Here is a 22,382-nt window from a genome sequence, read left to right as displayed (position 1 = left end):
TTATGGAAGGTAATAAATTGTTCTTAAGTATCATAATGCCGGCGCTTAATGAAGAGAAAAACATTTCTTTAGCGCTTGACAACACCCTTTCTGCCTTTAAGGCCTCCGGTATTGACGGAGAGATAGTGGTAATTAATGACGGCAGCAGCGACGCGACGCCCGAGATCGTTCAACGCAAAATAAGCGAACACGCCGGAAATATCCGGATCATTAACCACTCCGCGCCTAAAGGCATAGGCGTTTCTTTCTGGGATGGGGTCAGGGAGGCGCGGGGCAACGCGGTATGCATGCTGCCGGGGGACAATGAGAACGACCCCTGGGAGATCATGCGCTACGCGATGCTTCTTGAACATGTGGATATAGTGATCCCCTTTAATTATAATAAATGGGTGCGCTCCGTATTGAGGAACGCCTTGTCATTTATCTACAGATTTATTATCAATACGACTTTCGGGGTTACGTTGAATTATACCAACGGAACGGTGTTATACAGAAAATCCATATTGTCCGGCTTGAAGCACCAGAGCAGCGGGTTTTTCTTCCAGACCGATATGTTGATACGGCTGGTCACGAAGGGCTACCTTTTTGCCGAGGTCCCTTACCGGCTGGGGATGAGGCATTCCGGCTCTTCCAAGGCGGTCTCTTTTCCCAGCCTGTTCCGGGTAATAAAAGGGTATCTAAGATTAGTCAGGGATATTTATTTCAGTTCCGAAACAAAATTAGACAGGCGAAGGTTCAGCGATGACTCATTATCGGCAAGGCGGATCAATGGATGATCTGGTCCTGGACGGCCATAAGCTTAACTGGCATAAAGAAAGGGTGGAGAGCTGGCTGCGCGGGGAAAGGATCGCGCCCATTACGGTGGACTGCGCCTTGACCAGAAGGTGCACTTATAGATGTGTCTATTGTTACGGCCGGCTGCAGGAAAATGACGAGAAAAAGATGACGCGCGAGGTCATATTCCGTTTCCTGGATGATGCCGCCGAGATCGGGGTAAAGGCGGTAAGCTTTGTCAGTGACGGAGAAAGTACCTGCTCTCCTCATTTATATGACGCTATTTTAAAGGGTAAAGGTAACGGCCTGGATATGGCGCTGGGCACGAACGGATTTTTGTTAAAGGACGAGCGCCTGGAGGAGATACTGCCCTGCCTGACGTATCTTCGGTTCAATATCTCAGCGGCCACCCCCTCCGCTTACGCCCGCATAATGGGCTGCAAGGAAGAATGCTTCAACAAGGTTTATAACACCATAAAGAAATGCGTTGAGATCAAGAAAAAGAGCGGACTTGAAGTCACTCTGGGGTTGCAGATGGTTTTATTGCCCCAGTTTTCCGAACAGATCATTCCTTTCGCGAAACTGGGAAAGGAATCAGGGGTGGATTACGCGGTCATCAAGCACTGCAGCGATGACGAGGATGGTAATTTAAAGGTTGATTATCCCGCCTACTTTGGCCTGGTAGATATCTTAAAAGAGGCGGAGGGTTATTCTGACAGGGATTATCTGGTCAAGGTAAAGTGGTCCAAGGTCTTAAGCGGCGGAAAACGCGGCTACGGGCGCTGCTATGGGCCGCCTTTTATCGTGCAGCTGTCCGGCTCCGGCCTGGTAGCACCCTGCGGTATGCTGTTCAACGAAAAGTATAAAAGATTCCATATCGGCAACATAGCGGATACGTCTTTTAAGGAGATCTGGCAGGGCAAGCGTTATTGGGAAGTGATGGATCTGCTGGCTTCGGAAAAATTCGACCCTCGGACAATGTGCGGGACGCTGTGCCTTCAGCATAAGGTAAATGAATTTTTATGGGATCTGAAAAACAATAATGCCTCGCTTGAGGAGCTAAAGGGCGCGGCGCCGATGCACATCAATTTTATTTAATATTATGCCGAAAGGCCGGAACATAACTATCGCGGTCAAATGCGCGCCTGAACGCCGCATACTCTCCGCTGCACAAAAGGCCGGCATAAAGGCCGTGGAGCTGTATCTCTCTTCAGAGATACTCAAGGGTTTTAATAAAATAGCGCGATTATGCGGGGATTTTTCTTTCAGGTATGCCATCCACGCCCCCAGTAATGAATACGATCCGCGTAGATTGGCCGGCCTGGCAAAAGAGATAGGCGCCGGGATCGTTGTTTTTCATAATATTTACTGGGAAGATGAATGGCAGGACATCGCCGCTATATTTAGGGCTGTCAAGGTCAGGCCTTGCATTGAGAATACTTACAGCGTGCATGAGCCGCTTAAATTTATGAGGAGGTACGGCTGCGGCAGGTGCCTGGACCTTGAGCACCTGGAGATGGAGTGCGCCGGCATATATGAGGAAGAGTTCATCAAGGTGATAAAACAGGCCTCTCATATACATATGACCGGTTACGTCGGCGGTTCGGCGCTATGGCATACGCACATTCATCAGTCGCCGGAACACAGCCGGTATTTGTTGGGGCTCTTGAACAGGGCCGGCTACCGGGGGATGGTGGTCTCTGAAGCCAGGGCATCGCTTCAGACCTATGAAGAATTTAAAAAATTGAAGGACTTCTGCTCCGGTTTATGAGCGTATTGTTTTACGGCCTGGGGTTTTTTCTCGCAGCGTTCCTATTTCATATTCTTATATGGAGGGCACGCCCGCCTAAGAATCATGCCGCGGCCCTGTTGTATATATTCGCCGTTGTTTTCGCTTTCAGCATACTTTTATTTAAGGCCAACCCCGGTGCCGCCTTATCCGGCATAGCCGTGCCTCAGGGTATCTACCAATACCTGCGCTACTGCCTGTTGTTTATATCATTGTCCTGCGCCTATATAGCAAGCTATCCGGCGATAGAAGCGGAAAGCCCTTCAATCGCTATGATATTGAGCGTTGCCGCGGCTCGCCAGCAGGGGCTGGACATCAATATATTTAAAAATAAGATTAATAACGATACGCTGATCAAGCCAAGGATAGAAGACCTTCTCAGGGCCAAACTTATTTATCTGGAAGGCAATAAATATAAGCTTAGCTCAGCGGGGTTAACTGTCGCCCGTCTGTTCACGTTCTTTCGCGGTATTCTGGGGCTAAAAGGCATGGGAGGGTAAGGCCATTGGAACACGCGCGTGCTTTCGCGTCGGTATTCGCCTTCGCGGCCGGCGCCTTTCTTCAGGTATTATCCTGCCGTAGCCAAAAGGGAGACGGGCTTCTCAGGTCTGTTTTTACCGGTTTTGGCACGGGGGCATTCGTCCTGTTCTTGTTTGAGACAGGGTATATTTGCCGTTCATCCGGGGCCGTGATAGATACCTTTGGCCGTCTCGCGGCAAACGCGATCATTTACCTGGCTTTCTGGAATACCTATTTTCATTTTCTGAATATGGGCGAGACCGCCCGCAGGATACGCATATTAAGAGAGCTGTATTCCGCTCCCGGCGGGCTGACCCTGGATGAGATAATCAGCCGCTATAATGCCGAAGAGATCATAGGCAGGCGGCTTTCACGGCTGGTAAGCTCCGGACAGATAGCGCTGAAGAACGGTAAATATTACATCGGTTCTCCGTTTATGCTGTTCGCGGCAAATGGCATAATGTTACTAAAGACAATACTTTTTGGAAAAATTGATATAGATAAACCTGAAAAAGGAGGGATATAAGATGAAGGCGATAGTTGACGCTGATACCTGTATCGGTTGTTCTTTATGCACCCAGGTATGTTCCGATGTATTCAAGATGGAAGGCGATAAGGCCGTTGCTTATGTTGACCCTGTGCCGTCTTCGGCAGAACAAAGCTGCGGGGAGGCCGCCGATCAGTGCCCTGTAGAGGCTATTAAGATAGAAAAATAGGGGTTTTATTTAGAGAGGGAATATGTGGGCGGCAAGGCGCTGAAGGAGTTAGCGAAGGGCGGCTGCCACATCGTTTATGGTTGATTCAGGGGTTGAAGCGCCCGCGGCGACACCCACGCTTCCGGCGCCTTTAAACCACCCCCGTTTTAAATCCCCGCTTGATCGTATCCAGTAGCTGCGTTTATTAAGCGATTTGGATATTTCGTATAATCTTCTGGTATTGGCGCTGTTTTTTGAACCGATTATAACCATCACGTCGTTTTCAAGCGGCATCTTTTTTATCTCTTCCTGTTTTATGGTCGTAGGCCTGCAGATCGTATTGCAGAATACCAGGTCAGGCACGTATTTTTTTACCCTCTTCAATATTTTGATCGCCTTTTCTATATTCTGAGTAGATTGGACGACAACGGCGGCCTTGTTTACACCTTTTATCCTGCCGGCGGGTATATTATCCGGGTTGTCGATCACTATAGCCCTGTCCTTAAGATGCCCAAGGATGCCGATGACCTCGCTGTGTTTCTTGTCGCCGATAATGATGATCCTGCGGCCCCTGTTCTCCATGTCCAGAGCGGTTTTATGTATCTTTTTGACCATGGGGCAGGTGGCGTCCATGACCTTGAATCCTGCCGCGGCAGCGCTACGGAATATCTTTACCGGCGCGCCGTGCGCGCTGATCAAAAGTATCTTGCCTCCGCCTTTTCCCAGGCGGCCGATCTTTTTGATGCCAGATTTTTTTATCTCCCTGACCACGTCCTCATTATGGACTATGTCGCCGAGCATATAGACCTTGCCTTTTTTTCCGGCTATGCCCAGGGCGATAGCCAGCGCCCTCTTGACGCCGAAACAAAACCCCGCGGATCTGGCGATATTGACCTTCATAGGCAAAGGAGGTTCTTGTAGTAACCCGACAGCGCCTGGATGTATTCCGGCAGCATTCCCGAAGACAGAAGCAGGCCTTCAGCTGTCTTTATAAGACGGCTGGTCTCTTTACGCGTATAATCCAGCGCGCCGCTTTCTTCTATTATCCCGCGTATCTTCAACAGGTCGGATCTGCCCGTTTTTTTCTTTGAGAACGCCTTTCTGATAAACGCCTTGTCTTTCTGGGAGGAGTTGTTGTAGGCGTACCATATAAGCAGCGTCTTCTTCGATTCCTTAAGGTCGGTGAGCGTTGATTTGCCCGTCTGCTTTTCTTCGCCGAACATATCCAGTATGTCATCGTTGATCTGGAAGGCCCTGCCGACGCATATCCCGAAGTCGGACAGTTTTTTTATCCGCGGCTCTTTCGCGCCGGCGAGTATCGCCCCTGCCGACAGCGGGGTAGAGAAGGTATAGCAGGCGGTCTTGTAATCGTATATTTTATAGATGTCGTTTTTGTTTATCTCCTTGATGTCTTTAAGACCTGCCAGTAATTCAATAAATTCCCCCGCCCCTGTGCGGATCGCCGCCTCGATCAACTTCCTCAACGCCTTTTCCTTGCGCCGCGCGTCTTCTTTTATGGAGAGGAACGCGTGTATCGCCGCCGCGTACATTACATCTCCGGCCACGATCGCCAGGTCCGCTCCATTGAATTTTGCCTTGCCCTTTTTCTTCAGGTAGGCGTTGAATACCTCATGCAGCGAGGGCCGGCCTCTTCTTAGGGGGGATTTGTCTATGATGTCGTCGTGGATAAGCAGAAAGTCGTGCAGCAGCTCAATTGATAGCGCGCTTGTATACAGGTTCTTCGTCTGCCTGCCTTTGAAGCCCAGGTAGCCGATGAGGAAAAGGATAGGGCGGATCCTCTTGCCTTTTCTTAAGAAGAAACCCCTTATTGATCGGAACAGAAGTGGGGATGCCCCGCTTAACCCATAGAGCCCGTCTATTTTATCGATAAAGACATGCAGTTCTTTTTCTATCCTGTTTTTTATCCTGTAAATCATGGCAAGTTATGATAACATATATGGTAAAGAGTAGCAAGCAGCGAGTAGAGAGTAGAGGGATTGATGGGGGTAATTGAAAAATACGTCAGGGCTTTGCGTTTGCCGTTCATTACCGCAAGTATCCTTCCGTTTATAGCCGGGTCGCTTATAGACAGAACAGATTTCGGGTTTACTGCTTTCTTGCTGGGGCTGGCCGCGGTAATCTCGACTCATTTAGGCGCCAATCTTATAAATGACTACGCCGATTCAAAGACAGGCACGGACTGGCAGGATATAAGGCCCTACGGATTATTCGGCGGCTCAAAACTCATACAGGAAGGAGTTTTTTCCGAGCGTTTCTACCTTCGGCTGTCGCTTATTTGTTTCTCTTTGGCCTCTATCTGCATTGTCACGCTGGCCGCGCTTCTCGGCAGCGGCCTGGCGGTTATCTTTTATCTGCTTGTGTTATTTCTGGGATTCTCCTATTCCTGCCCGCCATTGCGCCTTTCTTATCGCCGGCTGGGTGAACTTACGGTATTTCTTCTTTTTGGCCCGGCACCTGTTATGGCGGGATATTTCCTTCAGACAGGGGCGTTCCCTGATCTAATGCCTTTCATGCTGTCTTTGCCTTTCGGCTTTCTGACCGCGATGATACTTTTCTCTAACGAAGTTCCGGATTTCCAGGACGATCTGAGATCAGGCAAGCGGACGCTGGTAGGGCTGACAGGAGCGGACAGGGCGTTCCTGCTATACCGCGTGCTCATAGCCGCGGTCTTTCTTTCCATAATAGTCAATATCGCCTTTGGATATCTGAGCGCCTACGCGCTGTTGAGTTTTGCTTTTATACCGGTTTTTCTTAAGGCAGGCGGCATTTTGAAATGTTATTATAACGATAAGAATAAATTAGTTGAATCGTCCAGGATCACTATAATGGCGCATACGTTTCTTAGTATCGCTTTGATCCTGGATCTAATACTATGAGTAGAATACTGATCATCGGAGGCGGGTTCGCGGGCATCAGCGCGTTGCGCGGGCTTTCTAAGCTCAAGGGGCACGCGGACATTATCCTTATAGACAAGAAGGAAGAATTCAATTTCCTGCCTGCCCTGCCCGATATTATCGGAGAACGGATCAGGCCTGAATTCTTAGCCAACCGGCTTGAGGATGTCAGCAGGATATGCGGGTGCAGGTTTATAAACGCAGAGGTAAGAGGCATTGACCTTGGAAAACAGATGGTCTTTACTTCCGGCGGCGATCTTAATTATGATCATCTGCTTATCTCCTCCGGATCAGAGACCAATTTCTACGGCAATGAAGCGGTAAAGAAATACGCGCATAAGCTGGATGATGTCGGCGACGCCGAAAAGATCCTGCAGGGGCTGGCTGGGGGAGGATTTGAGACGTTTATGATCGCGGGAGGCGGATACACCGGAGTTGAGATAGCCGCTAATTTACGCAGATATCTCATCAGGCACAAGAGGCGGGGGAGAATAGTGATCATTGAAAGGGCGGATTCTATTTTGGGGCCCCTTCCTGAATGGATGAAGCGCTATGTTTCTGCCAATTTAAACAAACTTTCCATAGAGGTATTTTTAAATACCGTTGTAGAGAATATAAACGGCGCCAGGGTCTCTTTATCAAGCCGGGGCACCTTTGACAAGGCCATGCTTATTTGGGCGGCAGGCGTAAAGACCGCGGATTTCCTGTCGGGTTCAGGCGTGGATAAAACCCCGCAGGGCCGGCTTAACGTGGACGGGTATTTGAGGGCGGCGCAAAGATGTTTTGCCGTGGGGGACGCGGCGAATTTCTATCATAGGAAGAGCCCTTTAAGGATGGCTGTGCAGTTCGCGGTCGCGCAGGGGGCGCTGGCGGCGGAGAATATCATAAGGAGCGAGAAAGGCCTCGCCTTGAAGCGTTACCTGCCTCTGGATCCGGGCTACATAATACCTATGGCAAATAACCGTTCTTGTGGTAAAATTTTAGGTATAAATACTTCAGGTGTCGTCCCTACGGCTCTGCACTACTTGATGTGCGTATATCGTTCATACGGCATAAGGAATAAATCAGGCATAGTCAGTAGTTTGATAAGAAGGAGGTAGTCATGGGAAGCGGACGGATATTTGATGCTGCTGTGCTGGTTCTCAGGGTAGTGTTGGGCGTGATATTTCTGGCGCACGGAACGCAGAAAGTGTTCGGCGCTTTTGGGGGAGGCGGTATAGAGGCAGTGGCGGCAATGACCGGGCAGCTGAACTTTATGCCGGCGTTATTCTGGGCATGGGTTCTTAGTATCTCTGAAGCAGCGGGCGGCGCCTTTTTGATCCTGGGCATACTGCCGCGGATAAGCGCGGCCGCGATCGCGGTTATAATGCTCGTAGCCATTCTAAAGGTCCACGCCAGCAAGGGATTTTTTATGATGCAGGGCGGCTTTGAATACCAGATGCTTATCCTGGCTGTCTCCATATTTTTGATGATGGCCGGAGCCGGCAGGTTTTCTATTTACAACAAATGGTGACACAGGCAGCGTGATCTACCGAGGAGAGGGGTATGCCTAAGAAGACGGGTTTTGACAACGATAAGTACCTGAGAGAGCAGACGGCGGCTATACTGGAGAGGGTAAAACTTTTTGGCAACAAACTCTATCTTGAATTCGGAGGCAAGATCGTTTTTGATTACCATGCCTCGCGGGTCCTGCCGGGATTTGACCCAAATGTCAAGATGCGGCTTTTGAAAGAATTAAAAAATAAGGCCGATATCCTGTTGTGTATCTATGCCGGGGATATAGAGAGAAGGAAGGTCAGGGCGGATTTCGGGATAACCTATGATGCCGACGCTTTGAAGCTTATCGACGACCTTAAAGATTGGGAAATAGAGGTTTCAGCCGTAGTTATAACCCGTTTTGAAAATCAGCCGGCAGCCAGGATATTCAAGAATAAACTGGAGCGGCGCAATGTAAAGGTCTATACGCATCCTTTTACAAAGGGCTATCCCACGGACATAGATTCCATAGTCAGCGACGAAGGTTACGGGGCGAATGAGTATATTAAAACCAGGCATCCGTTAGTTATCGTCACGGGCCCGGGGCCAGGCAGCGGAAAGCTGGCTACATGCCTTTCTCAGTTATACCACGATTACAAGCGGGGCTATAAAAGCGGGTACGCGAAATTTGAGACCTTCCCCATCTGGGACCTGCCTCTTAAGCATCCCGTAAATGTGGCTTATGAGGCAGCCACGGCGGATATCAAAGATTTCAATCTGATAGATAATTTTCATCTTGAGGCATACAATAAGACGGCCGTAAATTACAATCGCGACATTGAGGTGTTCCCTGTGCTCAAGAGGATACTGGAAAAGATAACAGGGGCCGAGCCGATGTATAAATCCCCCACCGATATGGGCGTCAACTGCGCTGGATCCGGCATTGTGGATGACAGCGCGGTCCAGGAAGCGGCCAAACAAGAGGTCATAAGGAGGTATTTCAGGTATGCCTGCGAGTACGCCATGGGCCTTGCCGACAAGGAGACCGTGGAGAGGGTAGAGGTTATTATGGAGGGCATGGATGTAAAGGCGCAGGACAGGCGGGTAGTTGAGCCGGCGCGCAAGGCGGCTGAAGAGGCCAGGGGCAGGGGCAAAGGCAACGAAGGCATCTTCTGCGGCGCGGCCATAGAAATGAGCGATGGTTCTATTGTCACAGGCAAGAATTCCGCGCTTATGCACGCGGCTTCAAGCCTGATCCTCAATTCCATAAAGAAATTGGCCGGGATACCCGATAAGATACACCTGCTGCCTCCCAATATAATAGATGCCGTGACTGATTTTAAGAAGAATATCTTGAGCGCGAAGACGGTAAGTTTGGACCTTGATGAGGCGTTGATAGCCCTCACCATAAGCGCGGCATCTAATCCCGCGGCGGGATTGGCTATGGAACGCCTGAAAGAATTGCAGGGCTGTGAATTACATATGACGCATATGCCTACTCCTGGAGACGAGGCAGGGTTGAGAAGGCTGGGCGTAAATCTTACCAGCGATCCGAATTTCTCCACCAAAGAACTGTTCGGGGTATTATAAAAAGGGGGTATTATAAAATGCGGCATTCATTTACGGTCGGGTTTAGTTTTGGCCTGACTTCCGGGATAATCACTACGCTGGGCCTGATGATAGGGCTGCACTCCAGCACTCACTCAGAGATAGCGGTCATAGGAGGTATACTGACCATAGCGATAGCAGACGCGTTCTCCGACGCGCTGGGCATTCATATTTCCGAGGAGTCCGAGAATAAGCACACCGCGAAAGAGGTATGGATAGCCACGATCTCCACATTTCTATCCAAGTTTCTCTTCGCGCTGACCTTTATTATCCCCGTATTATTATTTAGATTATCCACGGCGATATTTGTAAGCGCGGCCTGGGGGCTGTCTATGCTGTTTATATTGAGTTATAAGATGGCACGCTCGCAGGGAGAGAATCCATGGAAGGCAGTGACGGAACACCTGCTGATCGCGATTTTGGTCATAGTGGTGACTCATTATATAGGGGACTGGGCGGGAGGCAGACTGCCTTAAGGAGGGATCTGATGGATTGGCGGATATTTATTACGGCTTTCGTAACGATATTTTTGGCGGAATTAGGCGATAAAACCCAATTAGCCAATCTTTCTTTGTCTGTCAGGTCCGGTTCCTGGATGTCCGTATTCCTGGGTTCTCTTACCGCGTTTGCCGCGGTCACCTTAATAACGGTCTGTTCAGGAGCGGCCCTGAGCAGGTATATAAGGCCCGAATATATAAAGTACGCGGCTGCCTCGTTGTTTGTTATCGTCGGCCTGCTGATGTTCTCAGGAAGGATATGACGCGTGATTTTCTAAAGTCCAGGGAAAAGATACTTAAGGCAGGCAGCGTAGTTATTGCCGGCCACATTAATCCCGATGGAGATTCTATCGGTTCGCTGCTGGCGCTGGGCCTGGCTCTGGAAGGGCTGGGCAAGCGCGTATATATGGTTTCCCGCGACGGCGTGCCGTACAGATACCGGCTTTTACCCGGCGCGGACAGGATCATAAAACACACTCAGGCAAAATGCGATCTGGCGATATCAGTTGACTGCAGCAATAAGGAGATACTGGGTAAGTCCTACGGGATATTCAAAAGGGCTGAAAATATCCTGGAGATAGACCATCATGAATTCAGGAGGCCGTTCGGCGACATAAGTATAATAGACACAAAAGCGGCCGCGGTAGGCGAGATCATATATTCCCTTTTAAACAGCATAAAGGGAACAGATATAAATTCCAACGTAGCACAGAATATCCTTACTTCAATAATAGTTGAGACGAATTCTTTCAGGTTGCCCGGCGTCAGGCCGCTCACCTTTGAGATCTGCGCGAGGCTTCTTGAGATAGTAGATGATTTCTCCAAATTGACCGATATGGTCTACTGGATAAGAAGAAGGGCATCGGTGATCCTTTCGGGGATATGCCTGTCAAGGTGCAGGTTTCTAGAGGGCGATAAGGTTGCCTGGTCTATTGTGAGGCGGGAGGATTTCCGGAAGGCCAGCGGCCGGGATGAGGACGTGGACGCGGTAGCAGGCGAGATGATCTCTATAAGCGACGTAAAAATAGCGGTATTGTTCAGGGAAAAGGACGGTAAATCTCTAAGGGTCAGTTTAAGGTCAAAAGGCGCCATCAACGTGGCGTCTTTGGCGGAGGCCTACGGCGGCGGCGGGCATTTTGATATAGCCGGCTGCAGCATACCGAATAACAGAGCGTCCATAAACCGTTTATTAAAGATGTCTGAGAAGCTTTTATAGGCAGGGAAGCGGCAGGTGGCGAGAGTTTACGATATTGCCGTTATCGGCGCCGGGGCGGCCGGCTGCATGGCCGCGATAAGCGCCGGACGGTTTAGAAAAAAAATAATTTTGATAGAAAGAAACAACGCGCCCGCGAGAAAGCTCCTGCTTACCGGAAAAGGCAGGTGCAATCTTACCAATGCCGCGGATATAGATGCCTTCATAGAGGCATTTGGGAAGCAGGGCAATTTTCTCAGGTCGGCATTTTCCGCGTTTTCCAACCATGGCCTGATGAGTTTTTTTAACGACAGAGGGCTGGAGTTGAAGACAGAAAGGCAGGGCCGCGTTTTTCCTGCCAGCGATAGATCGTCTTCCGTAGTGGATGTCCTGAAAAAATGTTTGAAAGAACGCGGGATAGAGATTTTATACGATAGCCGCCTGTCAGGCATAATCAGGAAAAACGGCGGTTTTGAACTTGAAATTATGAATAAGGCAGGGAAGATCTACGCGGAAAAGGTAATATTGGCTACCGGCGGCGCTTCTTTCAGCGCGACCGGTTCATCCGGAGACGGGTTTCGTATCGCGCAAAAGTCAGGGCATACCATAGCGGCATTGAAACCGGCTCTGGTGCCGTTAAAAACCAAAGAGAAATGGGTCAAACAGTTACAGGGGCTTCCGCTAAAAAATGTGCGGGCCATTTTCAAATACGGCAATAAAAAGATCTCCTCCGGGGTAGGCGAGGTCATGTTCACGCATTTCGGGGTTTCCGGCCCGTTAGTCCTGGATCTAAGCGGCCGCGTTGTTTGCGCGCTTCAGGAATACAAGGAGGCTATGCTTTACATTGACCTCAAGCCGGGATTAAGCCCCGAACAGATAGAGGGCAGGTTGTTGAGGGAGTTCGGCCTCAACAAAAACAGCCAGATAAAAAACGTTATGAAAAATTTATTGCCGCATAGCCTGATCCCCGTATTCCTGGGCATAGGCGGCATACAGCCTGAAAAAAAGGCGAATCAGGTAAATCGTAATGAACGCCGCGCGATCGCGGATTTATTGAAGGCCTTTCCCTTGACCGTTAACGGCTCTTTGCCTGTTGAAGAGGCGATGGTCACCAACGGCGGGATCCCGGTCAAGGAGATCAACCCCAGGACTATGGAGTCAAGGATCGTCCCCGGGCTGTATTTTGCCGGCGAGATAATAGACGGCTGCGCTTACAGCGGCGGCTACAATTTACAGCAGGCATTTTCAACCGGCTTTCTGGCGGGAGAGAGCGCCGCGTATGCGTAAGATAATACTGGCTTCCAGGTCAAAGGCGCGGCAGAAACTTTTAAGGCAGCTCGGCCTTAAATTTCAGGTGGCGGTTTCGAACGTAAAAGAAGACCGGTCGCTAAAAGCGGGATGCGGCGATCTGGTCATCGCGAACGCCCTGAACAAGGCCAGGGACGCGGCTAAGAGGTTTGATTCCGGAATAGTCATCGGCGCGGATACGGTAGTTTTGGCCGGCAGGAAGATAATCGGCAAGCCGAAGGATAAAGATGAGGCATTTAAGATCCTTAAACTGCTTTCCAGAAGGCCGCAGTGGGTTTATACGGGCCTGGCGGTCATAGATATTGATAAAGATAAGGCATTTGCCGCATACGAGAAGACCAGGGTTTATATGCGGCGTCTGAGCGACAATGAGATCAGAAGGTACTTCAGGAAGGTATCGCCTTTGGATAAGGCAGGCGCCTTTGACATACAGGGGCCAGGCAGTATTTTTATAGAACGCGTAGAGGGCTGTTTTTATAATGTTGTCGGCCTGCCGCTCTCAAAACTTGCCGCCATACTGGATAAAGTCAAAGTAGATATTTTTTAGATATTGCTGGAGTTAAAAATGGAACCAAACAGCCGCAAGAAGGCATTCCAGGTAATAATCCTTTTTGGATTGGTCAGTTTGTTCGGGGACATTATCTACGAAGGGGCGCGCAGCGTTAACGGCCCATATCTTAAGACGCTGGGAGCCAACGCGGCGGTTGTGGGCATAATCGCCGGCCTGGGTGAATTCCTGGGATATGCCATACGCCTTATCTCGGGATATCTCTCCGACAGGACTAAGTCATACTGGTTTTTCGTCTTTATCGGCTACGGGATGCTTGTTTCGGTGCCGCTTTTGTCTTTATCGGGGGTCTGGCAGTTAGCGGCATTCTTGATAGTTGCCGAGAGGATAGGCAAGGCGTTACGCGGCCCCGCGCGGGACACCATCGTTTCCATGGCTACGAAGCATGTGGGAACCGGCTTTGGCTTCGGCATTACGGAGGCGTTGGATCAGATAGGCGCGGTTACGGGGCCGCTTATTTTTACCGGATTATTTCTCTTTGGCGCCGCTGTGGAAAAAGGCGCGCGCGACTACCAGCAGGGATACGGGCTGTTGTGGATCCCGTTTTTCATTCTGGCCGCCTGTATCTTTGTCGCCTACCGGAAGGCCCCGCGCCCCCAGGAGCTGGAGGTCCAGGACGGCAAAAATACCGCCTCGGATAAGCTCTCAAAACTTTTCTGGCTCTATACCGCCTTCAGCTTTTTAGCGACAGCCGGTTTTGTGAATTTTCTATTATTGGGCTATCATTTTAAGGCAAGGCAGGTATTTTCAGACGCTATGATCCCGTTTATGTATGCCGTGGCTATGGGCGTAGACGCGTTAGCGGCGCTGATCATAGGCAAGGCATACGATATCTTAAAGCGGAGGCGTAAGAGCGATACGGCGGGATTGAATACGCTTGTTATCATTCCGTTTCTCTCCATACTCGTCGTGCTTTGCGCTTTTTCCGGCAGCTTTATTCTGGCGGTAACAAGTATGCTGCTTTGGGGCATAGTGATGGGCGCCCATGAGACGATCATGAAATCCGCGATAGCGGACCTCACCCCGCTTAAGAAAAGAGGGACCGGCTACGGTATTCTAAACACCTCTTACGGCCTGGCCGTTCTTGCCGGCAGCGCGCTTATGGGCATACTTTACGAGGACTACCTGTCTCTGCTTATCGGCGGGGCAGTAGCATTACAGATAGCGGCGCTGGCCTTATTCTGGGCAATGCGCAAAGAAGCGGTGAAATGGCAGACGGCGTAAAGATTTTTACGATAATTTTGGCCTTTGTATGCGGCGCGCCTGAGATCGCGCGGGCACAGGAGGTTTTTACGTGGGAGGATTGCCTGGCGCAGGCCAAAGAAAACAATCCGGAATTAATTTCTGCCGCGGAGGGTATCAAGTTACAGAGATCTGAAAAGGATATAACTGCCAGCGGCCTGTATCCTCAATTTAGCGCGGATGTAGATGCCTCTACTTCAAAGACCAGCACTACCAGCAGTTCAGGGATCACTACCAGCGCGACAAACGATTCCTATTCCTACGGCATTAGCGGCTCCCAGCTGATCTTTGACGGTTTTAAGAGCATTAATGACCTGAAGGCCGCCTCTGAGAATGTAAAGGCCGCGCAGCAGGCGTATCGTTTTACTTCTTCCGAGGTCCGGCTGAATCTGCGCTCAGCTTTTATCAATTTATTAAGGGCCCAGGAACTCATACGGGTGGCGGAAGAGATCGTCCAGATCAGAAGGGACAATTTAGTATTGATCACATTACAATATCAATCCGGGCTGGAGCATCGAGGCGCCTTGTTGACGGCAGAGGCAAATGTGGCCGACGCGGATTCCGAACTCTCTCAGGCGAGAAGAAATGTTGATTTCAGCCAGAGGCGGCTTTCCAAAGAGATGGGGCGCAAAGAATTTGAACCGCTGTCGGTTGAGGGAGGATTTATCGTTAATGAGACGGTCAGGGAGAAGCCGGATTTCGAGGCATTGGTAAAGACCAACCCTTCAATTTTACAGGCCGCGGCCGAGAAAAACTCAAGTTTGCTGGGGATCAGGTCCGCTTATGGTAATTTTGCCCCCCAGATTTCAGGCACTGCAAGCGCGAATAAGAAAAGCCCCAAGTGGCCGCCGGAAAACGACCAGTGGAGCGTGGGCCTGGGTTTGACCTTGCCGTTATTTGAAGGCGGCTTGAAGGCCGCTGAATTATCCAAGGCCTTTGCCGCGTATAATCAGGCGGTGGCGGATGAACGCGATATAAGAGATACGGCGATCGTGGCCCTTGAGCAGGCATGGGCAGCCCTGCAGGATGCCATAGAGACGGCGGAGGTCCGGCGTAAGACCCTGGAGGCCTCGGAGGAGCGCTCGAAAATAGCAGAGGCGCAGTATTCCACGGGATTCATTTCTTTTGATAACTGGATCATTATTGAGAACGATCTTGTGCAAGCCAAGAAGGCTTACCTGGAAGCCCGGGCCAACGCCTTGCTGGCCGAGGCAAATTGGGTCCAGGCGAAAGGAGAGACGTTAGAATATGTTCAATAAAAAAATGATATCCGCAGTCCTGATCTTGATAGCCGCGGCATCCCTGTTTTATTATAAATTTAAACGTTCCCAGCCGGATGGCGAAGTGATCAAAGAGATAAAGCCGGCGATCGGGGCTATCCAGAATGTCATCTCTACCACCGGAACGGTTTTGCCCAGGAACAGGCTTGAGGTACGGCCTTCTGTTAACGGCAGGATAGATGAGGTCCTCGTTGAGGAGGGCGAACGAATAAAGGCGGGACAGACACTGGCGTGGATGAGTTCAACGGAAAGGGCGGCCCTGCTTGATTCAGCCCGCGGCCAAAACCAGGAGGCGCTGGAATACTGGAAAGACGTATATAAGCCGATCCCTCTGATCGCCCCTATTGACGGAGAGGTCATCGTAGCGAAAACCCAGCCCGGGCAGACCGTGACTACCAGCGACCCCATTATTGTCTTATCCGACCGCTTGATCGTAAGGGCGCAGGTTGATGAGACGGATATCGGCAAGATAAAGCCGGGGCAGATCGCGGAGATAGCGCTTGACGCTTATCAGGACGCGGAAATAAAAGCCGCGGTAAGCCATATCTACTATGAATCAAAGACCGTTAATAACGTTACCATATACGAAGTGGACCTTTTACCCGAAGAGGCGCCTGAGTTCTTCCGTTCGGGAATGAACGCGGCGATCGATTTTATAGTAGAGAGCAAAGAAAGCGCCCTGCTGCTTCCGGCTGAAGCGGTAATAAAAGAGAAAGGGCTGTCGTATGTGCTGGTAAGGGAGCCCGGGAACGGCGCCGCGATGAGGCGGGCGGTCGAAACGGGCATTTCCGACGGCAGGAATGTTGAGGTTGTCTCCGGCATAAGCGCGGACGACACGGTTATTTCAGAGGCAAAAAAATACGCGCTTCCCGTAAATAACAGCGTAGGAACCAACCCTTTTCTGCCGCCCGGCCGCCAAAGAAAAAGATAAAAGATGATCGAATTAAAGAATATTTCCAAGACCTATCAGATGGGCAAGGTCCAGGTAAGGGCCCTTAATGATGTCTCCTTAAAGATCTCAGCCGGAGAATTTGTGGCAATTATGGGGCCGTCCGGATCAGGAAAGTCAACTTTGATGCACATAGCCGGGCTGCTTGACAGGCCTGATACCGGCGAGTATCGTTTATGCGGCCGGCCGGTCACGGCATTATCGGATGAGCAGCTGGCTGTTATGAGAAACAGGTTCGCCGGCTTTATCTTTCAGCAGTTCCATCTGCTGCCGCGCGTAAGCGCGCTGGAGAACGCGGAACTGCCGCTTATTTATGCCGGCAAGAAAAATCTCAAAGAGAAGGCAAAAGAGAAGATCGTAGAGGTGGGGTTAGAGGACCGTATGTTCCATCACCCCAATGAGCTCTCAGGCGGCCAGCAGCAGCGTGTTGCCATAGCGCGGGCGTTAGTCAACGACCCCCTGGTCATCCTCGCGGATGAGCCGACCGGCAACCTTGATTCTAAAAGCAGGGAAGAGATCCTTTCAATGCTGGAGGGCCTGAATAAAAAAGGCAAGACCATTATAATAGTGACTCATGAAAACGAGATAGCGGAGCGCGCGAAACGGATCATTTTTATGCGCGACGGACGGGTCATTTCCGACAAACGTAATGAAGCCGCCCCCGTCCCCGCGGCCGTTGAAGACGCGGAGGATATATGCGCCTCTATCCCGAGCCCGCATCACAAAGTCGGCAGGGCGGAATTTGGAGATTTCCTGCGTCAGGCGGTATTCGCCATGCTCTCGCATAAAGTCCGCTCTTTTCTTTCGATCCTGGGTATATTGATCGGCGTCGCGGCCGTTATCGCCATGCTTGCCCTGGGACAGGGCGCGAAGGAGTCGATAGAACAACAGCTGGTGTCGCTTGGCTCAAACCTGCTGGTTGTCCGGCCGGGTTCTTCCCGGCTTCACGGAGTTGCCCTTGAGTCGGGCACGGTTACGCGTTTTACTTTTCAGGACGCCGAAGAGATAAAAAAACTTGGCAGCGCGGTAAACAGGGTAAGTTCTTCGGTATCCGGGCGCGGCCAGCTGGTTTACGAAGACAAAAACTGGAATACGCAGATCGAAGGCGTGGATGTGGATTACGCCGAAATGCGCGCCTCAGTGCCGGCCGCGGGGAGATTTTTCGGCGAACATGATATCAAGATGAGGGAGAAAACGGCTATTTTAGGCACGACCGTGGCACGGGAACTTTTCGGGGATTCCAATCCCGTGGGAGAGACCATAAAGATCAATCTCATTAATTTCAGGGTGATCGGGGTTCTACCCTCCAAAGGAGCGGCTGGTTTTCGCGACCAGGATGACATTGTCCTTTTACCGGTTACAACCGCCATGTACAGGCTGCTGGGCAAAGATTATATAGATACCATTTACGTGGAGGCAGAGACAGCGCAAGACCTGGAGCCGCTCACTGAAGCGATAAGCCGGCTCATCAGGCAGCAGCACCGCCTTAATAAAAACGAAGAGGATTCTTTCCAGATCAGGAATATGGCCGATATCAGGAGCACGCTGGAATCTACCACAAAGACAATGTCCATGTTATTAGGCGCTATCGCGGCGATCTCTCTTCTGGTCGGCGGAATAGGGATCATGAACATCATGCTTGTCTCTGTGACGGAACGGACGCGCGAGATAGGTTTACGCAAGGCCCTGGGGGCGAACAACCATGATATTATGACGCAGTTCCTTATTGAGGCGGTATTGATGTCTTTTCTGGGAGGGATAGGAGGCATCGCGCTGGGAACGGGCATATCGGCGTTGATAACTTCTTTCGCGGGTTGGGCAGTAAGGATCTCGGCGTTTTCAGTGACACTGGCGACGACCTTTTCGCTGATGGTGGGCGTGATATTTGGTATCTGGCCGGCTAAACAGGCCTCTAAACTTGACCCGATCGAGGCCTTAAGATATGAATAGCCTGTACTGTCTGCTGTTCGCCTTACTGTTGGCCGGCTGCCGGAATGATCATCTCTACAGAGAGGTTCGCGTTGCCATGGGGACATTTGTGGAGATAACCTCCGCGCATAAAGAAGCGGCGGACATCGCCTTTAAAGAGATAAAAAGGGTGGAAGCCCTGTTAAGTAAATATGACCCGGAAAGCGAGGTCTCCAGGTTGAATAGATCCGGCGCGTTAGAGGCAAGCCCGGAGACATTTTTTCTGGTAAAGAGATCAAAGGAATTCTGGCAGGCAAGCGGCGGGGCGTTTGATATTACCGTTGCCCCTTTGGTGGACCTTTGGGGGTTTACGGACAAAAAATATAAAGTACCCGCGAAGAAAGATATTGAAGATACGCTTAAACTTGTCGGCTCAGATAAAATTATTTTGCGGGAGGAAGGCAATACCATAACATTTAAAGCTGCCGGAATGAAGGTGGACCTGGGGGCGATAGCCAAGGGTTATGCCCTTGATCGCGCGAAGGAGAAGTTAAAAGAGGCGGGGATAAAAAGCTGCCTGCTAAATGCCGGCGGGCAGATATACGCTTTGGGAAACAGGTCCGGCAGGCCTTGGAAGATAGCCGTCAGGAGCCCCCGCGCGAATAAGCCCGCGGGCTATTTGGAGCTGGAGGATGAGTCGGCTTCCACCTCCGGAGATTACGAACAATTCTTTCTTAAAGATAACGCGCGTTACGCGCATATTATCGATCCCAAGACGGGTTATCCCGCTGATTCGGGCATAATCTCTGTGACAGTGGCCGCTGCCGATGGTTTGACCGCGGATGCCCTTTCCACGGCGATCTTTATTTCAGGCAAAGAGAAAGGCGGGGAGTTAATTAAGGGATTTCCCGGAGCAGAAATAAAAACATTAAATTAAAGGAGAGGCATGGTCACTGTAAGGAAGTTTTTATTGTACTTGTTGAGGTGGCAGCTCAGCACGCCCATACTTTGGCTGGTGGTGAGGCATTTAGGCGTAGGCATAGCTTCCACCGTTATCGCGAACTTGATAGGCGGCGCCATATTCTTCTGGGTGGACAGGTTCATATTCACCTCTAAGGCGGTTGAGATGTGGCATTTCAAGGAAAAGGGCATCTGCGACAACTGCGGCGCGGAGACGGCGCTGTGGCGGCTGGTGCTGGCGCCAAATTATGACAAAAGGAACGCCGAGGCAAAATTCTTCTGCATGAAATGCTCCAAGCAAAGGACCGACGAACTCAGGCGCAGGGGCATCAAGATCAGGGGCAGGAGCAATTAAGGAGCCGGCATTATTATGATACCAATTGATACTATTTTATTATGGGTGGCGGTATTGATCTTCGTGAGCGTTGTCTCAAGTAAGCTCTCGGACCGCTTCGCCATACCTGTTTTATTGCTGTTTTTAGGGATCGGTATGCTTGCCGGCTCAGAAGGGATAGGCAAGATCTATTTTGACAACGCGCAGTTGGCGAAATCCATCGGCGTTGTCGCCCTTATTTTTATCATCTTCTCCGGAGGTTTTGATACTAATTGGAAGGACACAAGATCAGTTGCCGGGCCGGGGATCATGCTTTCCACGCTCGGGGTCTTAATGACCGCGCTCATAACAGGGTGTTTTGCCGTTTATATTTTAAAGTTCTCTTTTCTGGAAGGGATGCTTCTGGGTTCTATCGTTTCTTCTACCGATGCCGCCGCGGTATTCACGATCTTAAGGTCGAAACGGATAGGATTAAAAAAGCCCTTGAAGCCGCTGCTTGAGTTTGAATCCGGCAGCAATGACCCGATGGCTGTTTTTTTGACTATAAGTTTTATCAGCCTTCTGACGGTAAAAGACATGGGCATCGCCGCGTTGATCCCCAGATTCATGCTGGATATGGGCATGGGCGCGCTCGTAGGATATTTAATGGCGAGGTTTATCGTGTTCCTCATTAACCGCCTGAAGCTGGGGCATGAAGGGCTTTATCCGGTGATAATGATCTCGCTCGTCCTGTTAACGTACGTGATCGCTGTCTTTCTGAAAGGCAATGGATTCCTCGCGGTATATCTGGCGGGCCTGGTATTGGGGCAGGCGGAGTTCCCGAATAAAAGAATGATCATGAGGTTCCACGACGGTTTAGCGTGGCTTATGCAGATCGCCATGTTCGTGACGCTGGGCCTGTTGGTTTTTCCCCCGCGCATTGTTCCGTTAATGGGGGCGGGATTATTGCTTACGCTTCTTCTTATGGCGGTCGCCCGCCCGGTCAGCGTATTGCTCTGCCTGTCGCCGTTTAAAATGAATATACGCAAAAAAGTCATGGTCGCCTGGGTCGGCCTCAGGGGGTCGGTCCCGATCATCCTGGCGACATTCCCTTTCATGGCCGGCATTCCGCAGGCGGATACCATCTTTCATATTGTGTTCTTTGTCGTTTTCGCGTCGGTCCTTATTCAAGGGACATCCATTCCGGCTGTATCAAAGATCCTCAAGGTTGCCACCCCGCCCGACGCGAAGAAGAAATATCCTATTGAATTTGAGCATTCAGACGCCATCGATGCCTCGCTTGTAGATATGATCGTGCCGTATGATTCGGATATCGTTGGAAAGACCATCGCCGCGATCAATATCCCTGCCAAGGCCCTGGTCGTCCTCATTTCGCGCGAAGATAAGTTTATCGTGCCGAATGGCTCTACGGTATTAGAGGGGGGCGACGTCTTATTGGTGCTCGCCAATGACGAGGACCTCAGGGCATTACAAGGAATATTGTCAGACCTTAGCAGCCCGCGAGATGAATAACCGCGGGGTATTTATAAACTTGATTTATTGATCGATTCAACATATTGAAAAGACGGAGGAAGATCATGAAACAATGGTACGAGTCATTATTTGAGAATTACGCGAATAAATATGATAAAGAGGTTTATGTGCGAGGGACGATAGGTGAATGTGATTTCATCGAACGCGAAATAGCGCATGATAAATCCTTAAGAATTATTGATATCGGCTGCGGCACTGGCCGCCACGCTATTGAGCTTACGAAAAGAGGGTATAAGGTGACCGGTGTTGATCTTTCCGAGAATCAGATCAAAAGGGCAAGGGAAAAGGCGCAAGAGGCAGGGGTGAGCACCGACTTCCAAACACAAGATGCCCGAAATCTTCCGTTTGACGGTGAATTTGATCTGGCAATTATGCTATGCGAAGGCGGGTTTTCTCTTATGGAAACGGATGAGATGAATTTTGAGATCCTCAAGAGCGCGACAAAAGCGCTTAAAAGTAAAGGCAATCTCATTTTCACCGCATTAAACGGATTGTTCCCGCTGTTTCATTCGGTCAGTGAATTCTATAAGTCGGCGCAGAAAGAAGGCCAGTCCCAGTGTAAAGAGTGCTCCTTTGATCTGATGACCTTCCGTGATCATAACACTGTTGTTTTTGAAGATGATTCCGGCAATAAAAGGGAGCTTAAGTGTAACGAACGTTATTACGTGCCCAGCGAGATAACGTGGCTTTTAAAGACGCTTGGGTATAAGAAAATAGATATTTTTGGAGCGAAACTGGGGGTTTTCTCAAGGAAGGATAGATTGACTCCGGAAGATTTTGAAATGCTTGTCGTCGCGGAAAAATGAGAGAAGACAAGAAAAGGGTTTTACTGCGA

At 50.3% G+C, this 22,382-nt stretch carries 25 protein-coding genes; 23 read left to right on the top strand and 2 right to left on the bottom strand.

The genetic code is table 11. From position 1 onward, the window contains the following. Positions 1-2: 2 nt before the first annotated feature. Genes PHR44_07655 through PHR44_07630 form a run of 6 tightly spaced genes read left to right on the top strand, consistent with a single transcriptional unit; the run spans position 3 to position 3,798 of the window. Positions 3-776 carry a glycosyltransferase family 2 protein gene (locus PHR44_07655; protein MDD4910532.1) on the top strand — a complete coding sequence of 258 codons (774 nt, stop codon included), beginning with the start codon at positions 3-5 and terminating at the stop codon, positions 774-776. Further along, positions 769-1,872, top strand: a complete 1,104-nt coding sequence (locus PHR44_07650; protein MDD4910531.1) for a radical SAM protein — start codon at positions 769-771, stop codon at positions 1,870-1,872. The genes PHR44_07655 and PHR44_07650 overlap by 8 nt, the downstream gene beginning before the upstream one ends. 4 nt (positions 1,873-1,876) lie before the next feature. Beyond that, positions 1,877-2,545 carry a hypothetical protein gene (locus PHR44_07645; protein MDD4910530.1) on the top strand — a complete coding sequence of 223 codons (669 nt, stop codon included), beginning with the start codon at positions 1,877-1,879 and terminating at the stop codon, positions 2,543-2,545. After that, positions 2,542-3,063, top strand: coding sequence for a hypothetical protein (locus PHR44_07640; GenBank protein MDD4910529.1), 522 nt, complete (start codon positions 2,542-2,544; stop codon positions 3,061-3,063). The genes PHR44_07645 and PHR44_07640 overlap by 4 nt, the downstream gene beginning before the upstream one ends. A gap of 5 nt (positions 3,064-3,068) precedes the next feature. Beyond that, positions 3,069-3,608 (top strand): hypothetical protein, encoded by a 540-nt coding sequence (locus tag PHR44_07635; GenBank protein ID MDD4910528.1) that lies wholly within the window; start codon positions 3,069-3,071, stop codon positions 3,606-3,608. A gap of 1 nt (position 3,609) precedes the next feature. Beyond that, positions 3,610-3,798, top strand: a complete 189-nt coding sequence (locus tag PHR44_07630) for a ferredoxin (protein MDD4910527.1) — start codon at positions 3,610-3,612, stop codon at positions 3,796-3,798. A 48-nt stretch (positions 3,799-3,846) separates the two neighbouring features. Here PHR44_07630 and ispH read toward each other — a convergent pair whose 3' ends face one another. After that, entirely contained in the window at positions 3,847-4,677 is an 831-nt protein-coding gene (gene ispH / locus PHR44_07625; GenBank protein ID MDD4910526.1) for a 4-hydroxy-3-methylbut-2-enyl diphosphate reductase, read from the bottom strand. Then, complete coding sequence (locus tag PHR44_07620) at positions 4,674-5,714, bottom strand: polyprenyl synthetase family protein (GenBank protein ID MDD4910525.1); 1,041 nt, start codon at positions 5,712-5,714, stop codon at positions 4,674-4,676. The genes ispH and PHR44_07620 overlap by 4 nt, the downstream gene beginning before the upstream one ends. Before the next feature lie 63 nt (positions 5,715-5,777). On the opposite strand from PHR44_07620, the gene PHR44_07615 reads away from it, so the two are divergent. From PHR44_07615 to PHR44_07535, 17 genes are all read left to right on the top strand, one after another. Next, positions 5,778-6,674, top strand: coding sequence for a prenyltransferase (locus tag PHR44_07615; protein ID MDD4910524.1), 897 nt, complete (start codon positions 5,778-5,780; stop codon positions 6,672-6,674). Beyond that, positions 6,671-7,792 (top strand): FAD-dependent oxidoreductase, encoded by a 1,122-nt coding sequence (locus tag PHR44_07610; protein MDD4910523.1) that lies wholly within the window; start codon positions 6,671-6,673, stop codon positions 7,790-7,792. The genes PHR44_07615 and PHR44_07610 overlap by 4 nt, the downstream gene beginning before the upstream one ends. Positions 7,793-7,794: 2 nt before the next feature. After that, positions 7,795-8,205, top strand: coding sequence for a DoxX family protein (locus PHR44_07605; protein MDD4910522.1), 411 nt, complete (start codon positions 7,795-7,797; stop codon positions 8,203-8,205). Between the two features lie 32 nt (positions 8,206-8,237). Continuing rightward, a complete protein-coding gene (locus tag PHR44_07600) occupies positions 8,238-9,758 on the top strand; it encodes a DUF1846 domain-containing protein (GenBank protein ID MDD4910521.1) in 1,521 nt (506 codons plus the stop codon). A gap of 17 nt (positions 9,759-9,775) precedes the next feature. After that, positions 9,776-10,252: a hypothetical protein gene (locus PHR44_07595; GenBank protein ID MDD4910520.1), complete on the top strand. Its 477-nt coding sequence runs from the start codon at positions 9,776-9,778 to the stop codon at positions 10,250-10,252. An 11-nt stretch (positions 10,253-10,263) separates the two neighbouring features. After that, positions 10,264-10,536, top strand: a complete 273-nt coding sequence (locus tag PHR44_07590) for a TMEM165/GDT1 family protein (protein MDD4910519.1) — start codon at positions 10,264-10,266, stop codon at positions 10,534-10,536. After that, positions 10,533-11,489 (top strand): DHH family phosphoesterase, encoded by a 957-nt coding sequence (locus PHR44_07585; GenBank protein MDD4910518.1) that lies wholly within the window; start codon positions 10,533-10,535, stop codon positions 11,487-11,489. The genes PHR44_07590 and PHR44_07585 overlap by 4 nt, the downstream gene beginning before the upstream one ends. A gap of 15 nt (positions 11,490-11,504) precedes the next feature. Further along, on the top strand, positions 11,505-12,752 hold the full coding sequence (locus tag PHR44_07580) for an NAD(P)/FAD-dependent oxidoreductase (GenBank protein ID MDD4910517.1): 1,248 nt from the start codon (positions 11,505-11,507) through the stop codon (positions 12,750-12,752). After that, positions 12,745-13,320 carry a Maf family protein gene (locus PHR44_07575; protein MDD4910516.1) on the top strand — a complete coding sequence of 192 codons (576 nt, stop codon included), beginning with the start codon at positions 12,745-12,747 and terminating at the stop codon, positions 13,318-13,320. Before PHR44_07580 ends, PHR44_07575 begins: the two co-directional genes overlap by 8 nt. 18 nt (positions 13,321-13,338) lie before the next feature. Continuing rightward, on the top strand, positions 13,339-14,565 hold the full coding sequence (locus PHR44_07570; protein MDD4910515.1) for an MFS transporter: 1,227 nt from the start codon (positions 13,339-13,341) through the stop codon (positions 14,563-14,565). Next, on the top strand, positions 14,550-15,842 hold the full coding sequence (locus PHR44_07565) for a TolC family protein (GenBank protein MDD4910514.1): 1,293 nt from the start codon (positions 14,550-14,552) through the stop codon (positions 15,840-15,842). Before PHR44_07570 ends, PHR44_07565 begins: the two co-directional genes overlap by 16 nt. After that, complete coding sequence (locus tag PHR44_07560; GenBank protein MDD4910513.1) at positions 15,832-16,794, top strand: efflux RND transporter periplasmic adaptor subunit; 963 nt, start codon at positions 15,832-15,834, stop codon at positions 16,792-16,794. Before PHR44_07565 ends, PHR44_07560 begins: the two co-directional genes overlap by 11 nt. Positions 16,795-16,797: 3 nt before the next feature. Further along, the gene (locus PHR44_07555; protein ID MDD4910512.1) at positions 16,798-18,762 is read left to right on the top strand and encodes an ABC transporter permease; all 1,965 of its coding nucleotides are present in this window, start codon (positions 16,798-16,800) and stop codon (positions 18,760-18,762) included. Further along, positions 18,755-19,657, top strand: coding sequence for an FAD:protein FMN transferase (locus PHR44_07550; GenBank protein ID MDD4910511.1), 903 nt, complete (start codon positions 18,755-18,757; stop codon positions 19,655-19,657). Before PHR44_07555 ends, PHR44_07550 begins: the two co-directional genes overlap by 8 nt. A 9-nt stretch (positions 19,658-19,666) precedes the next feature. Next, positions 19,667-20,035 (top strand): hypothetical protein, encoded by a 369-nt coding sequence (locus PHR44_07545; GenBank protein MDD4910510.1) that lies wholly within the window; start codon positions 19,667-19,669, stop codon positions 20,033-20,035. A 15-nt stretch (positions 20,036-20,050) separates the two neighbouring features. Beyond that, positions 20,051-21,526: a potassium/proton antiporter gene (locus PHR44_07540; protein MDD4910509.1), complete on the top strand. Its 1,476-nt coding sequence runs from the start codon at positions 20,051-20,053 to the stop codon at positions 21,524-21,526. A 65-nt stretch (positions 21,527-21,591) separates the two neighbouring features. Next, positions 21,592-22,353, top strand: a complete 762-nt coding sequence (locus PHR44_07535; GenBank protein ID MDD4910508.1) for a class I SAM-dependent methyltransferase — start codon at positions 21,592-21,594, stop codon at positions 22,351-22,353. Positions 22,354-22,382: the final 29 nt, after the last annotated feature.

It is taken from the genome of Candidatus Omnitrophota bacterium, from assembly GCA_028707125.1.
Taxonomy (GTDB): domain Bacteria; phylum Omnitrophota; class Gorgyraeia; order Gygaellales; family JAQTUX01; genus JAQTUX01.
The sequence above is the reverse complement of the archived record's forward strand: the minus strand, read 5'-3'. Positions and strand labels throughout refer to the sequence as shown.